Annotated in this window: 13 protein-coding genes and 2 pseudogenes; 8 read left to right on the top strand and 7 right to left on the bottom strand. The window is 35.3% G+C overall.

Translation table 11 applies throughout. The annotated features are described in order from the left end of the window. Positions 1 to 118: 118 nt before the first annotated feature. Positions 119 to 943, bottom strand: coding sequence for a prephenate dehydratase (locus EDF66_RS09375; protein WP_132772628.1), 825 nt, complete (start codon positions 941 to 943; stop codon positions 119 to 121). An 878-nt stretch (positions 944 to 1,821) separates the two neighbouring features. Between EDF66_RS09375 and EDF66_RS09380 the strand changes: the two genes are divergently transcribed. Genes EDF66_RS09380 through EDF66_RS09390 form a run of 3 tightly spaced genes read left to right on the top strand, consistent with a single transcriptional unit; the run spans position 1,822 to position 4,150 of the window. Continuing rightward, positions 1,822 to 2,685: a hypothetical protein gene (locus EDF66_RS09380; protein WP_021191199.1), complete on the top strand. Its 864-nt coding sequence runs from the start codon at positions 1,822 to 1,824 to the stop codon at positions 2,683 to 2,685. Beyond that, positions 2,682 to 3,299 carry a YigZ family protein gene (locus tag EDF66_RS09385; RefSeq protein ID WP_021191198.1) on the top strand — a complete coding sequence of 206 codons (618 nt, stop codon included), beginning with the start codon at positions 2,682 to 2,684 and terminating at the stop codon, positions 3,297 to 3,299. The genes EDF66_RS09380 and EDF66_RS09385 overlap by 4 nt, the downstream gene beginning before the upstream one ends. Then, positions 3,296 to 4,150 (top strand): nucleoside phosphorylase, encoded by an 855-nt coding sequence (locus EDF66_RS09390; RefSeq protein ID WP_132842162.1) that lies wholly within the window; start codon positions 3,296 to 3,298, stop codon positions 4,148 to 4,150. The genes EDF66_RS09385 and EDF66_RS09390 overlap by 4 nt, the downstream gene beginning before the upstream one ends. Positions 4,151 to 4,170: 20 nt before the next feature. On the opposite strand, the pseudogene rodA reads toward EDF66_RS09390, so the two are convergent. Beyond that, positions 4,171 to 4,473, bottom strand: a pseudogene (rodA, locus tag EDF66_RS09395) (rod shape-determining protein RodA); the annotation flags it as partial. Positions 4,474 to 4,512: 39 nt separating this feature from the next. On the opposite strand from rodA, the pseudogene EDF66_RS09400 reads away from it, so the two are divergent. Then, positions 4,513 to 4,665, top strand: a pseudogene (locus tag EDF66_RS09400) (IS3 family transposase); the annotation flags it as partial. Between the two features lie 358 nt (positions 4,666 to 5,023). On the opposite strand, the gene EDF66_RS26460 reads toward EDF66_RS09400, so the two are convergent. Beyond that, the gene (locus tag EDF66_RS26460; protein WP_259194061.1) at positions 5,024 to 5,146 is read right to left on the bottom strand and encodes a hypothetical protein; all 123 of its coding nucleotides are present in this window, start codon (positions 5,144 to 5,146) and stop codon (positions 5,024 to 5,026) included. 211 nt (positions 5,147 to 5,357) lie between these two features. Here EDF66_RS26460 and istA point away from each other — a divergent pair, with 211 nt between their 5' ends. After that, entirely contained in the window at positions 5,358 to 6,695 is a 1,338-nt protein-coding gene (istA, locus tag EDF66_RS09405; RefSeq protein ID WP_243656024.1) for an IS21 family transposase, read from the top strand. Positions 6,696 to 6,737: 42 nt separating this feature from the next. On the opposite strand, the gene EDF66_RS09410 is transcribed toward istA, so the two are convergent. Genes EDF66_RS09410 through EDF66_RS09425 form a run of 4 tightly spaced genes read right to left on the bottom strand, consistent with a single transcriptional unit; the run spans position 6,738 to position 10,944 of the window. Beyond that, on the bottom strand, positions 6,738 to 8,600 hold the full coding sequence (locus EDF66_RS09410; RefSeq protein WP_132842166.1) for a DUF3732 domain-containing protein: 1,863 nt from the start codon (positions 8,598 to 8,600) through the stop codon (positions 6,738 to 6,740). Beyond that, positions 8,597 to 9,058, bottom strand: coding sequence for a three component ABC system middle component (locus tag EDF66_RS09415; protein ID WP_132842168.1), 462 nt, complete (start codon positions 9,056 to 9,058; stop codon positions 8,597 to 8,599). The genes EDF66_RS09410 and EDF66_RS09415 overlap by 4 nt, the downstream gene beginning before the upstream one ends. Next, positions 9,059 to 10,300, bottom strand: a complete 1,242-nt coding sequence (locus tag EDF66_RS09420; protein ID WP_132842170.1) for a hypothetical protein — start codon at positions 10,298 to 10,300, stop codon at positions 9,059 to 9,061. It abuts the gene before it with no gap. A 50-nt stretch (positions 10,301 to 10,350) separates the two neighbouring features. After that, the gene (locus tag EDF66_RS09425) at positions 10,351 to 10,944 is read right to left on the bottom strand and encodes a hypothetical protein (protein ID WP_132842172.1); all 594 of its coding nucleotides are present in this window, start codon (positions 10,942 to 10,944) and stop codon (positions 10,351 to 10,353) included. Positions 10,945 to 11,898: 954 nt separating this feature from the next. Here EDF66_RS09425 and EDF66_RS09430 point away from each other — a divergent pair. The 3 genes from EDF66_RS09430 to EDF66_RS09435 all read left to right on the top strand — a co-directional run. Then, complete coding sequence (locus tag EDF66_RS09430; RefSeq protein WP_132842173.1) at positions 11,899 to 12,327, top strand: hypothetical protein; 429 nt, start codon at positions 11,899 to 11,901, stop codon at positions 12,325 to 12,327. 105 nt (positions 12,328 to 12,432) lie between these two features. Continuing rightward, positions 12,433 to 12,591 carry a hypothetical protein gene (locus tag EDF66_RS26090; RefSeq protein ID WP_165902411.1) on the top strand — a complete coding sequence of 53 codons (159 nt, stop codon included), beginning with the start codon at positions 12,433 to 12,435 and terminating at the stop codon, positions 12,589 to 12,591. Positions 12,592 to 12,705: 114 nt separating this feature from the next. Next, positions 12,706 to 14,495, top strand: a 1,790-nt coding sequence (locus EDF66_RS09435) for a carboxypeptidase-like regulatory domain-containing protein (RefSeq protein ID WP_207898566.1), incomplete at its 3' end; no start/stop codon positions are given.

A 14,495-nucleotide genomic window follows, 5' to 3' on the forward strand; every position in this document is an offset into this window, starting at 1 on the left:
TTTTTTTAGTGGTTATGAAGTTATCATGATCATTTTTCGTTACTTTTCGAGCGCTTTAGGCCATGATGATTTCAATATCTATTGTGAGTTTTATTTTTTACTTTTTATTTACTAGAACTTATATGCGGTCATTTTTTACATATTCACCCATAATATTAAAATTGATGCTGTGTTTTAATACTTTACGAATAGCAGCGTCATAATCTGATTGCTTTTTCCATTCCACATCAACGAAAAAATCATATTCATTTCTTTTTCCTATGACAGGCATAGATTGGATTTTACTTAGGTTAATATTTTGATCAGCAAAGCATTGTAAAATCGAAGCTAAAGAACCTACCGAGTTTCCTGTTTGAAAGGATAAAGAAGCTTTATTTGCACTTGCTTGTTCTTCGACATCATTGGATAACACTAAGAATCTCGTACTATTTTTTTTGTTAGTTTCAATCTTTGCTTCTAATATATTGAGACCATACGTTTTTGCAGCAAGTGTACCTGCAATAGCAGCAGTGTCAGTTAATTTTTGATTTGCCACTTTTGCTGCTGAAGCCGCTGTATCTGAACTTTCTGATATTTTAACATCTGGTAATTCCTGCAAGAACTCTTCGCATTGGCGAATGGCCATTTGATGCGATTCTATGAATTTTATATCAGCAAGTTTAACTCCTGGTAAAGCCAATAAATTTTGATGAATGCTTAAGGCAATTTCACCTACAATGTTGAATTTATAATCTCTCAAAAGATTATAATTGGGTAAGATACTTCCCGCAATTGAGTTTTCAATAGCCATTACAACATAATCAACTTTTTTCTGCTTTAATAATTCGCAGGTTTTTTTAAAAGTATCGCATTCTATCGTTTCGATGTCTTCACCGAAGTACTTAAATGATGCTTCTTCATGAAAGGAAGCTTTTACTCCCTGTATTGCAATTTTTAAACCCATTGTTTGTTTTATATGTTCTTAGAAAAAGCAAAAGTTCCGATTGTTGATCGGAACTTTTGCTTTTTAATATCTTGTGATAATTACAAATTCGTCCCTGCTCTTATTGTCTAAAATAAAAGTAATTGAAAAAATATGTAGTCGTCGTTTTCATTATTTGTTCGTTTCGATATTTCAAATATACGGATGTTTTTTATAAATGCAAGATAAAAATTAAATATTTTTTTAGTCGTAATTTTATGTGTTTTTTAATGAAAAAAACAGCTATTTTTTTATCTGTTTTTTATGTAATTTTTTATGTGCTTTTTGTGTTTGATATCCTTGTTTATTTTGTTTAAATGCATATAAATTATAATATAGATTATTTTGTTATGAAAAAAATCAGTTTATTTTGTCTCTTTTTTAAGTTTATTTTTGTGTTTTATTTAAGTTTATTTATGTTATATTTTTGTTTTAAAAACACTATTTTATGTCATTAATTTGGTGGTTTATTTGTGTTTTTGTTTAGAATATATCGAAAATTAAGCTGAAAATTTTCAACATTTAGTCTCCGCAATGAGTTGATTAGGTATATCAAGGTGTGTTGCTTGTCATACGATCACTATTTAAGTTATGCATAAATAGAAGTCTATGTTATCGGAGATATTTCTCATATGACGGAACATAAAAACTACATCAATGACTAAGGCTGGATAGTGAGTAAGCTGTATCGCTGGAAAATTGCTAGCTAATTTTGATACCAATCACTAATTCCTATCTGAAGATAGCAACTGGCTTTTATCAGTTTTAGGTCTTCTAAATGTGAAATACGGGGAATATTTCGTAAAATTGAAGGAGAAGGCCTGAATAGCTTTAAACGGTTTTCGAAATTATTTAAGTTTATGATTTTTGTTTTATTAAGTGTTCTATGTAGTGTTACGGTCGCAGTGCTATTAAAGTATGCAAAACTACAGCAGGTAAGCACCAAACAAATTATTGTCTGGAATTATCCTGTAGCAGCAGTACTAACTTATTTTGTTTTAGAGCCAGACCTCGGAGATATACAGATTGGACAAATGCCTTGGGAATTGTATATTCCTTTGGCAATTTTACTTCCAACACTTTTTATTTTTATTGCATTGACAATTCAATACACAGGTTTGGTTAAAACGGAGATTGCACAAAGATTGTCTCTGTTTATTCCTTTAATGGCATCCTTTGTACTTTTTTCGGAAGTCATTACCTGGAATAAAGGAATTGGTATTCTAGTCGGTTTAGTTGCTATCATTTGTTCCATTGGTTGGCAAAAGGGGAATGTTAAAAATAACAATAAGATTGGTAGCCTGCTGTATCCTTTAATTGTTTTTATTGGAATGGGTGTTATTGACATTCTTTTTAAACAAATAGCGCTTCATCAATCTGTTCCTTATATTACAGCTATGTTTGTTGTTTTTTTATTGGCCATAGCTGTGGCGTTTCTATTTATGATTTATTTCTTAGCAATTGAAAAGCAGTCATTTTCTTTTAAATCTTTCGGATTTGGCATTGTATTGGGCTTTTTCAATTTTGGGAATATATTGTTTTATATGAAAGCTCATCGAGCAATTCCAGATAATCCTTCTATTGTTTTCACAGGGATGAATATTGGTGTAATTTCAATAGGGGCTCTGGTCGGTGTTTTATTATTTAAAGAAAAATTAAGTGCTATCAATAAATTAGGGCTAGCACTTTCTATTATATCAGTTTTAATTATAACATATTTGTGAGTTTATTTGAAGATACTTATCGTACAATTGAAAAAAGTGCAGAGGGAATATTTCGTGATAAAGGAAGTAAATTTATTTCCTATGCCTACCCATTCACTACGGAAGATCAGTTGAAGGAAATCATAGCAGATCTAAAAACCCTACATCCTAAAGCGAGACACCATTGCTGGGCATATCGAATTGGTCCGGATCGAACAGTATATCGGCTGAATGATGATGGAGAGCCTTCGGGGACGGCCGGTCGGCCTATTTTAAATGTATTACTATCACAAGATGTAACAAATATTATTGTGGTTGTGGTTCGTTATTTTGGAGGAACTTTATTAGGCGTCCCAGGTCTGATTAATGCTTATAAAACGGCGACTCAAGAGGTTTTATCTGCCGTAGAGATTGTAGAGAAAACTGTCAATGATATCTATAAAATTGAATTTGATTACTTAGCTATGAACGACGTGATGCGCGTGGTTAAAGAAGAGAATATAACTGTCAGTAAACAAGTTTTTGATAATACATGCTATATGGAAATTGAAGTACGAAAAATGCAGGTCAATTCGGTCATTACACGTTTTGATAAAATTGATAATTGTAAACTTTCTTATTTGCGGACAATATGATAAATGATTCAGAATTAATATTGAATAAAGATGGGAGTATTTATCATCTGAATTTAATGCCAGAAGATATTGCAGATACCATTATCACAGTAGGGGATCCTGACCGTGTAGTAAAGGTATCTCAGTATTTTGACCGTATTGAACTTCAGAAGGGAAAAAGGGAGTTTATTACACACACAGGATATATTGGTAATAAACGTATTTCTGTTATATCAACAGGCATTGGAACGGATAATATTGATATTGTCTTTAATGAATTGGATGCGCTCGTGAATATTGATTTTGAATCAAAAGCATTAAAGTCAAAGCTAACAAGTTTAAATATCATTCGAATCGGAACTTCTGGTGCTGTTCAATCGGATATTGAAATGGGAACGATTTTGGCTTCTTCATTTGGAGTAGGCTTTGATGCCCTGATGCAATATTATGTAAAACCCTATTCAGCTTATGAGAAAACTTTGGAAAGAGCAGTATGGGATGCTTTTCCGAATTTATATCTAAAGCCTTATGTTGCGGAGGCCAGTAAAAATTTATTAGCACAATATGCTTACGATTTGCCAAAAGGAGTGACGATGACTGCTCCTGGTTTTTATGCACCTCAGGGTAGGAATGTGCGCTCTGAAAATACGTTTCCTAATTTGATCCAATTGGCGAATAGCTTCAAGTCAGATGGTTTACGAATTACAAATTTAGAAATGGAGACTGCTGGAATATATGCTTTATCCCGTATGTTTGGTCATCAAGCGCTATCTATTAATGCTATTTTAGCCAGCCGTGTAGCGGGACATTTTAGTTCAGAGCCTGATAAAGTAGTGGATCGTGCTATAAAACTGATCTTAGAGCGGTTTTAAAAAATAGAAAAGGAGTTGTATTAAACAACTCCTTTTCTATTTGAATCAAATTTTAGCATGATGAAGAGTAAAATGGTAAAACTCCATAATGAAGATCCTCCATAACTTATGAATGGTAATGGAATACCAATAACGGGAACTATCCCTATAGTCATTCCTATATTAATAAAGAAGTGAAAAAATAGGATGGAAGCCACTCCATAAGCATAAATTCTTGCAAAAGCAGATCGCTGTCGTTCTGCTATATGAATGATGCGGAGCAATAATGTTAAGTATATCGCTATTAAAAATGTAGAGCCGACAAATCCCCATTCTTCACCAAGAAATCATGAACTCAGATAAAAAAAGACACAAATAAATAGTTTATCTCAAAGGAAATGGATAGATGGGCCTACGAGCAAAAAGTCGAACTTGTCTTTTCAAGACTTGGAAATCCAACTGATAATGCGTATATTGAGTCATTAAACTTAAGTTTCCGGGGCAAATGCTTAAAAACCAATTACTTTCTTTTATTAGCGAGAAATATCTTTCAGCATAATTCAGTTTTATAGTTTAATCCAGTCTCTCGACATTTTTTCTGCATACTCCAAATATAGAACTGTTTGTCGTCTTAAGTTTGAATTATTGCAAATAGTTCAATAAAACCATATAATCATGCAAAGACATATTGGAATTGTAAGATGACTCTTTCGCTATTGAATAGGTGGGGTTTATTAGACCTTTGTTGAGAACAACTATTCTATCCAACAACCTGCGGTCAACATTTTCTTCTTTAGCTATTCTAACGATTCTTTCATATTCATTATTTAAGAATCATAATTTAATACTGTATTTAGACTCTTTTTTTAGTTTATCCTCTACTTAAGCTTATCATCAGGTATCTAAAATAGCCCATTCATCTCCCATTAACCAACGAATGGCTGAAAGTTTACCGTTCAACATACCCCATTCGAAGTCATCCCAATTTAGATTTTCCTTACCATACTTTTTTTCCATCGCTTTAGCGGATGTATATTACGGTTCGATTTGTGCCAGTCATTTCAGTCTGATGGTGCCAACTATTACGGTTTAAATGATGCCACTTTAGTGGTTTAATTTCCGTCCATCCGTCCGCATTTTACGGTTCGATTTGTGCCACTTTAAAAAGATCAAGAAAGAATTACCTTGTCGCTTTAAATACAGCTATATGGCCAACAAACTTGATCCGATGGACTTAAAACAAATACTCACATTACATATTGACGGTTACAGTAACCGTAAAATAGGTTCCGTTCTCGGTATTTCCCGTAATACCGTAAATACTTACATGCAGCTATTTGCGGGCAGCCAATACTCATTTAAAGAGCTTTTAGACTTCGATACCGCTGCTTTATCGGAACTGTTTTCATCCCATACTACCCTGGATACCGTACGTCATAATGAGCTCATGCTTTATTTTGAGGGGGTGAACAAGGCCCGGAACCATCCCGGCTTTACTTTTCTGTATCACTATCAGCAATATGTTGAGCTGGCAGCTGATCCGTATAGCTACACCCAGTTCCTTGAACATTATCGCCGTAAATATCCAAAGGAAAAAGGCTCAATGAAACTCCAGCATATTGCTGGCCAGGAAATGTTCATCGACTTTGCAGGTAAAAAACTGCAGATCATCGATAAGCATACCGGAGAGGTTGTTTCCATAGAAGTATTTATAGCTATACTTCCGTGCAGTCAGTATACCTATGTCCAGGCATGTATGAGCCAAAAATGCGAAGACATGATATCCTGTTGCACCAATGCTCTGCGTTTCTATGGCGGGGTACCCAAAGCTATCGTGTCGGACAATCTAAAGTCCGCAGTCAATAGATCGAGCAGATATGAACCTGACATCAATCGTAGCTTTAAAGACTTTGCTCGCCATTATAACTGTGTTATCAATCCCACCCGGAGTTATTCGCCTCAGGATAAGGCTCTGGTTGAGAATGCGGTCCACCTAGCTTACCAACGGATATATTATCCGTTGCGTGAGATGACTTTCTTCTCATTGGAGGACCTCAACAGGGAAATTACTGTCCTGCTGGAGCGTTACAACAATCTTCTGTTCAAGCGAAAAGAATCCAGCCGTATAGAACTTTTCCAGCTTATAGATAGACAGTATCTCAAAGCGCTGCCTGCTGATACCTATGAACTTAAGGACTATAAAAGAGCGAAGGTCCAGAAGATGGGGTATGTATACTTTTCTCCTGATAAAAGCTATTACAGTGTTCCTTTTCGTTACATCGGAAAAGAGACAACTATCCACTATACCAAAAGCCGGGTTGAGGTGTTTTACCACCATGAAAGGATTGCTCTACATCAGCGCAATCTGATCAAAGGAAGTTATGTCACAAATACTTACCACCTGAGCAGTACCCATAAGTTCTACTCGGAGTGGAACCCTGAGTTCTTTAAGAAAAAAGCGTTGGCACATGGTGAGTATATTTTAGCATGTATTGAAAAAATACTGGCATCACAGGACTATCCTGAAATTTCATACAAACGTTCTCTGGGTATTAGTAAGTTATAGCATTTAAATCTTATCAATTTATATAGATTGTAAGCCTAGAAATTAAATTACTAAAGCTCTTCCGTCCCAGAAGTCATCAACAAGATGAAAGTTTTTAAGCCCCACCCATTGATCCTCCCTCGCATGTTCTAGAAGAATTATCTGAAAATCATTTTTATACTCATTTATAATATGTGTAACAAAATCATCCATCATTTTGAATGCATTTTGAAGTTTCTTCCTGTCTTCAATAGTTAAAGTATCAAGATTTTCCCCTGAGACAGTTTCAAAATAAGGCTGACTAGGCTGGTCGAAGATTAGAAATTGCGGAACGTATTTGTTGTTGTTATTAATCATGTGCTCATGAAAACCAAACATCATTATTAAATGCATGTACATATGATTTGATCTACTTCCGATATTACTAGCCGGTGTGGCACTTCCAGGTGGAATCAAATTCAGTGCTTTATCTTTTGTGTTAAAGTGCGCTCTATAATCCTTGTAAGAACCTAGCATTTCTTCTACCGTTTTTTTAATCTTATTTATGAATTCATTTAGTAGAGAATTTTGAATACTTCTGTTATTCTGAAGATCTTCCAATTGAGACTCAATATCTGTTATCTGAGCTTCAATCTGCTTCTTGCTCAGGGTAATAGAATTTGCGCTGTCATCAGCAGTATCCTCATAAAGACGGAGTAATGTTTGAAGCTCCCCAATAAACATATATTTACTTGCTTCGCCCCTGAGTTCCTCAAAATCTTCCGGAAATGAACTTATCTGTTCATTGACGACAGAAATCTCTGCCTTAAGGATGTTGATTTCCTTCTGTATGTTTATCACAAAAGCATTTCGGTTCTCAATGCTACCCTTTACCTGCCGTAAGTTTTCGCATAGTCCATCTATCAAATATTTTAGTTCAAAGGTCTTAACAACTTCACTGTCAAAATAGCCTTTTATTAAATTAACGGGCTTCAAACTATCTTCATCTTTGTTTTCTGTCAACGAGTAATTAATTGTATTTCGCTGCAGACTTTCCATGTTCCTGACTTGAAGCATCAACCTAGTCTTACGTTGTTTCAGTTCCTCAACTTCTTTCAACGGAGATACTATAAGATCTGTTTTTATTTCATGGATCAACTGAACTAATTCAGCTTTGGCCTGTAAAGGTGTATATAGGTGGTTACTTATAAGTTTAAATCTCTGAGCCCTTGCTACTAGTTCGAGTATGTTCGAGTCCACCTGATCCTGAGCTTTTAATTTTGACTTTTCTTTATTAAGTATTGTCCCGTATTGCTTTTGAAGTTCACCGAGCTTTTGTTGTAGTATTACTTTCTCTACACTTCCAACCCCTAGTATTAAATCAAATATCCTGTCAAAGGCTTCTTTATACCTTCCTTCTTCATGTATTTTGAAATCAAAAAAGGTACTGGAGTCGGCTATCGTATCTTCATGTTGGGTATTCATTAATAAAAAGAATCTGAACGAAACTTTCGATCCAGCCTTAATTAACTTTCCTCCATAAGGCATAATTAGGTTGTCCTCAACCCCAAATTCACGTTCGAGAATGATTTTAAGTTCGGCTTCGCTAATAGTCGCAGAAGGATATTCAGGCACTTCTCCTATACCTGAAAAATAGTAGCCATTAGTTGGTTCATCAAACTGGCCAGGTCTTGTTCTAGCAATAAAAAAATCTTTGTTATTGATTTTAAAGTTAAGTCCGTACCATTCTATTGAATCATTAATATGTGGAGTTGGAATTTTTGGCTTTGAGGATAAAAGACAATAATTAATGATATGAATAATTGTCGTTTTTCCAGTACCAGTTCCTCCCGTAATTACATTAATCTTGTTAGATAAAAAATGTAAAATTCGAGGATCAGTACCTGCAGATTTCCAAAGATAGATATCCTTTATATGGAACTTCATAATGTTATATTAAATTTTAGATAAGTAGAATGATCTTCTTCATTAAACAGAAAACTAGATTTTTCGATAACTTTTATAATTTTTGAAGCTCTACTTCCAATGTCAATTTTACTCGTTTCTTCAAATGTTATTAAAGAGAGAAGGGTCTGATCTTGCTGCTGAATTCTTTTTAAATCCAAGAGGACAGAAATGCAGTTAATGGATAACGGTAGCATATTTTCCATTCTGAGATTAATATCTCCCAAGTTAATTCTTTCTTTAACCAAAAACTCATCTATACTTCTGTATTTAGCAGCTGAAGATAGCCGCTTAATAATAGGATCATGCAATAATAAAGGAAGAATAAGAATAGACTTTGCAAGTGATACATTACCAAGCGTGCTTATTACTTTATCAATAACTAGACTACCTATTGCAATATTATCATAAAACGGGGAGGATGTATTAGATTTACTCATTTATAAATAGCTAGTTTTCCAATCATGTGCCCAACCAATTTTCAGCTCATCACTCAAAGAATAGAATTGACCATTGCTCAACATAGAATCAAGTGAAACGTCACTTACTGACAATTCAATAAGGCGAATTTCATCGAGGCAATTTAGTCCTGCCTGTCTAAGCTTTTCTTCTGTTAAGGTGCTATTAAAAGCTGGCCTGTGATGTTTAGTGTGAATATTTTTCCATTTCAAAATGCAGTTATCAATAAATGCCGTTTTCGACGTAGGAAGCAGTTCATGATTCTGCTCCCAATCTTTCATGTTTTGAGCCATCAATACTTTAAATTTTGTGTATTCTATAATTGTTTCTGTATCCCCTTGTTGTACATCCCCAATATCGATCAACTGCTTAATGAAATTCTGATCTTCGAGATTATCAGGAAGGTCCAAAGTCTCGTATGTTCTTACCAGAGGTTTGTTAATACGGTACAAACAAGCTGATGTAAAATCTTTTATGTCTTCGTATTTAAAGCTTATACTACGATTCCCTTCTGATACATGATTATAGATTTCGGTTTTGAGGTTAGAAAATAAACAATTGAAAACATCATCTGATTGCGCATCTGATTGGATCATATATCTTTCTTTGATCTGATCTTTCAGATAAATAATGATATTATTTATCTCAAGTGTAAAACACAATTTTTTTAAAAAGGTAGAAAGCCACGCATCACTTTGAGCGCTGAAGGCTAAAATATATTTATCTACTTCACTATAGTCTGTTGGATTAGTTTTTGTAATCATTTTACCCAAAACAACTCTTACATCAGCTATCGTTTTCTGAGTAGACTTAAACTTGGTTACCATATCAATAAAAGTATTCGTATCGGAAATTGACTTATTTGAAATCAGAATGAATTCTGATTTATCTATGAATTTGATCTGATCAGCTTCGAGGCTTCTCTGCGATGCTGGGTCATTTATAATATTTATCCAGTTTGCAACTGTTTTCCATAAATCCGTATCTTTTTGCGTAAGATTAGGACGTCCACCTCCTTTCACAGAACCTATAGTGTGTTTTACCTGTATAAAAGTGGTTTGATTATTAAAGTCAATATGAACATCATCTTTTTCCTCATAACCAATGACTTGTCCAGTTTTTATCTCCAAGCATTTTAAAAGAAATATATAGAATTGATAGTCAAACCCTGCTTGTTTATCAGCCGCCGCTAAACTATCAGCGTAAGAAGAGGTTTTAGTCATGTACTTATGTTATTGATATAAAAAATATTGGGAGAATGTTTTTTTACGTACTATTTTTTCCTTGCATTTTCAGAAAAATCCATAAACCACTCTGGATTGACTGTTTTCCTTGCTTTTTCAATTTGTTTCTCGCTTAAAGGGAATTTGTAAATGAATTTTATGAAATTTTTGTGTGTACCCTCCTCTGTTGCCCCTTTAATTGTTTCTACATTTTTTCTTAGAGTATACTTATGTATTTCTATGTTTTGTTCCTTAAATATTTCTGGGAGATTTTCTTTAAAAAGTTTATTTGAAAACTCCTCGTTAATATTTATACAATGATGAATTATTAAAGTGAGATAATTGGGTAGGGGGCCGTATGAAGATTTTATATTTTTTTCCTGAATTACTATTTGTAAGTTTTGTTTGAGGGAAGTATAAGGTTTAGCTTTAAATTTTGGATTTAGATATTCTTTCACTTTAGAATTAAAAACCTTTTCAACAATGCTTTGCAGTGTGTTAACAGTTAATTCAATTTGACCCGATATTATTCGTAGATAGGTACCTTCATCTAAATCGGAATATTTGTCAATATCAAAGTGCTCAAGTCCTAAGAGTGTCCTCTGCTTTTCCAAGTTTTTAATAACTATTTCCGATAGCATCATTATAATTAGATTATTTATTTTTTTGTTTTATCGATTTATTATTATTACCTTTGTTATAGTGTAAGCGACTAATTTGATGGAGTTTAAATACCCCGTCTTTACGATGTCACTCATGAACGAAGCTGTCAATTTCCACATGAGTAGATCGTGAGCTCGCTATCTATTGGATTTTATTATCTTTGTGATATTAATTCAATAGAGCGAAGCTCATGTAAATCTTCTGTGGATCCACAATTTTGGTTGTGGCGGTTCTTGACAGCACCAGTTCAGAAGTTTTGAGCCTCGCTCTATTGGTATTTTACCAATTAAGCTTACTTTAAACTTCTTGCGTGACATCGTTCCACATAACCTTTTAAAATTATGATGAAACGAAAATTCACCACCCACAGAACCACCCACGACATGATCAAGGATCAGAGTCCACGGTTCTCCTATTTCAATTTTATAAAGAACATATCCTGCGCGCCAGAATAGGGCGTTTAGTAAAACATAAGTATAAATAGGATAGGGGAAGTTTGTTCCAAATCTAAAAGGCGCGTTTTAATAAAAGTGTGGTTTGCTGACCATACTTAATATTAAAAATGACGTTCTAATAAGGTTAAAACTAGCTTGTGCCCATGCTATGATGGCTTATGTTACCGACTTTCATTTTGATATACAATTGCTTGCATATGCTAAATTGGATCGGATTTTAACGTTTTGCAACTTAAAATTACACTTTTCTAGTCATAAAGCAAATTATTGTCATCAAGTTTTATTGAATTACATCAATAATGGAAAGTCGGTTCTTGTTCTTTAACCCAAATAATGCAATAATGAAGACCATTATATAACCAATTGACGACGACGTAAAATTGCATTTTCTTGATTTAATATTTTTTTAACTGGTTTCCTTACGGCGTGAGCGATGTCCAAATAGTTCGGTTTTAAGGGAGCCAATTTAAACTAAAAAAAATGCAAAACACTTGCAATCGAGAGAGCTATGCGCTAACCCTAAGAGAGGAAATGTCTTATTATCTGCGCGAAAAGCGTGTTCCAGTTATTAAAAAACGAACTATGATCACTCTTTTACCCGAACGATTCTTTAAAAATGTGTCTTTACCAATTGCCGAAAGCTGCGCGCAATCGGCGATGAAGTATGTCATGAAAGAAAGACCGGCACAGCGTTATTATTCGCTTATGATCCGCTTGTTAGAGCCTTCGGATTCTTTCAGTATGGTGGTGCGCAATGACAATACCGATGTACTGCGGATCTCACTGATCAATATGACCGTGATTGAGATTTATCTCTTTGCTATGGGACTGCCTGCTAACTTTCCAATCAATCAAATACTGGTGTTGGGAGAACATAAGGAGCGGTTTATACCATTAGAGAAAGGGTAGAGTATCTATTCATATTGCTATGAACTGGCTGTACCTGCACGGACAGAAAGGGAAGAGTACCGACAACGGATACTGAACGATCTCAACAAGCACTTTGGAATAGAAGTGACCTTAGAAAGATTGACCATCGTAAAAGATAGTCGCAAAGTATTGAGCATAGCAGGAGAGTCTGTTGAGCTGATCTGGGAGGAACAGCTTATGATGATCATTAAAGCCAAAAGAACGGTAAAAGAAAACCAAGAGTTAATCTTAGAAAAGTATTAGTAAAGTTTCACTACCTGTGATCTCCGGATGCTGCCGAGGGAAAAAGGCTTCATGATCAAGTCTCCCTCGGTAGTAAAAGGAGCAGGGAAGCTTTATGTCCAAAAAATTAAAATAATGAACATAAACATACAATATATAGTCAAGTTCTGGAATTATCTCCGGAAGCTATTTAAGCCTGAAAGGGAAGGTGTGCTGTTGAGCAAAAGGGAGATGGAATTAACTGAATTTTCGGTTGCTAAAAATACGCTAGAAAATAATATTGCACAAGCAACTAATGTTGATTTTATCAGTCAATATTCCTTCGGTGAAGGTTCGACAAACGTTCGGGATAACCTTGAGACTGGTTCGGGACTGATTCGGAAATCATTCGGCAGTTCTTCGACTGCTGTTCGGCAAGTTGTCGAAGGCCAGTCGAAGCGCAGTCGAACAGCACCCGAACAAGACTCGAAGGAATGTCGAACACGTCTCGAAGCGGAGTCGAACAACACTCGAACAGGTGTCAAACAAAAGGAACTCAAGCTAGAAACTTCTGATTTTTTTCTAACCAAATTAACACCAACTTCTAAGTTTCTTCGACTCGGCTTCGACTCGGCATCGGGATTTCATCGGCTACAGTGCATGAAAAGTCGAAGCAAGGTCGAGCAAAAGTCAAGTGGAAGTAGAAAAAGAGGTGAAGAAAGGGATGAGAAAGTGCGCCATGAAAAGGGCGGTCCAACTACGGTGCAAGTGTGGTGCAGTTACGGGGAAACTTACTACAAGGGTAAAAGAAGGTTAAAAGAAAGTCCGAATAAGATCCGAAGCAATGGCTTTGCTTTTTTTATGATTTTCATGAAGAATGTACTTGCTAAAATCGTTTTTGATGTACGGTCAGTGTACAGTTTATTCACGAATGCCCTACTGAAAAGGTATCAAAAAGGTACTGGGAATGTACTGGAGAGCTACCAAAGAGCTACTGAGGTTAGTAGCTTGACAGTGCTTGGACTGGCTTGTGCTAGGCAAGTACGGGGATATGGTTGTTCATGTGTTGCCCAAGCGTACGTAATGCGTATGCTAAGTACTGGTAATGCATGGATAGTGCGTAAAACGGTACCCATTTACACACTACTAACGCACTATCAACGCTTTATCTATGCTTCATCCATACTTGATCCCTACACGGAAAGCGCTTTATCCAAAATAAGAGGATTTAAGCGTTCCAATTTCTTTTGTCGGGCATCTGAGTGGTTTTGCATTAATAATCTTTCTAATCGCTTGAAATTCTATTCAAATCAAGTGCAAGGAGGTATAAGGGATGTTGTGAATGAGTGTTTTGTAAGGCGATCGGTACAATCAACGTTTTCAGCAGTGTTCTTTTTACTGCTGATGATGACTTTCTGGTCAGTATCCGCACAAGCTCAGAATAAACAAAATTATGTGTTGCAGGGAACGGTTATTTCTTCTGTAGATAAGAAGCCATTACAAGCTGTATCAGTGCGTGTTGAAGCAGATAATGTGAGGACGTCGACCAAAAAAGATGGCTCTTTCAGCAGCGCTGTCGCTCAGCGTAGCGGCAAAGTGAAATTCACCTCTGTCGGCTACAAAACCCTGGAGCTGGAGTATACTTCCGGAACGGTGTTGCATGTGCAACTAAATCCTGTTGAAAATAAACTTGACGAAGTGGAAGTGGTGTCTACAGGTTACCAAAAAATACCAAAAGAAAGAGCGACCGGAAGCTTTGAATTTGTGGATAATAAGTTACTGAATCAACGAGTAGGAGCTACCATTATAGACCGATTGGAGAATGCTAGTGTAAGTACCAAATTTACCAAAGATTATCAATTTTTAGATCGAGCAGCTTATAATGATGTGCCTCAATATCAATTTAATATTAGAGGGAGTTCAAAAATGATCGGCGATGCGGGGAT

The organism is Sphingobacterium sp. JUb20 (assembly GCF_004342035.1).
In the GTDB taxonomy this organism is placed as follows: Bacteria; Bacteroidota; Bacteroidia; order Sphingobacteriales; family Sphingobacteriaceae; genus Sphingobacterium; species Sphingobacterium anhuiense.

What these genes read in the sequence shown, in the direction of transcription:
- EDF66_RS09410 (WP_132842166.1), bottom strand. Translation starts at nt 8,600, where the DNA reads ATGAAGTTCCATATAAAGGATATCTATCTTTGGAAATCTGCAGGTACT.
- EDF66_RS09425 (WP_132842172.1), bottom strand. Translation starts at nt 10,944, where the DNA reads ATGATGCTATCGGAAATAGTTATTAAAAACTTGGAAAAGCAGAGGACA.
- EDF66_RS09380 (WP_021191199.1), top strand. Translation starts at nt 1,822, where the DNA reads ATGATTTTTGTTTTATTAAGTGTTCTATGTAGTGTTACGGTCGCAGTG.
- istA (WP_243656024.1), top strand. Translation starts at nt 5,358, where the DNA reads ATGGACTTAAAACAAATACTCACATTACATATTGACGGTTACAGTAAC.
- EDF66_RS09415 (WP_132842168.1), bottom strand. Translation starts at nt 9,058, where the DNA reads ATGAGTAAATCTAATACATCCTCCCCGTTTTATGATAATATTGCAATA.
- EDF66_RS26460 (WP_259194061.1), bottom strand. Translation starts at nt 5,146, where the DNA reads ATGGAAAAAAAGTATGGTAAGGAAAATCTAAATTGGGATGACTTCGAA.
- EDF66_RS09390 (WP_132842162.1), top strand. Translation starts at nt 3,296, where the DNA reads ATGATAAATGATTCAGAATTAATATTGAATAAAGATGGGAGTATTTAT.
- EDF66_RS09375 (WP_132772628.1), bottom strand. Translation starts at nt 943, where the DNA reads ATGGGTTTAAAAATTGCAATACAGGGAGTAAAAGCTTCCTTTCATGAA.
- EDF66_RS09420 (WP_132842170.1), bottom strand. Translation starts at nt 10,300, where the DNA reads ATGACTAAAACCTCTTCTTACGCTGATAGTTTAGCGGCGGCTGATAAA.
- EDF66_RS09430 (WP_132842173.1), top strand. Translation starts at nt 11,899, where the DNA reads ATGCAAAACACTTGCAATCGAGAGAGCTATGCGCTAACCCTAAGAGAG.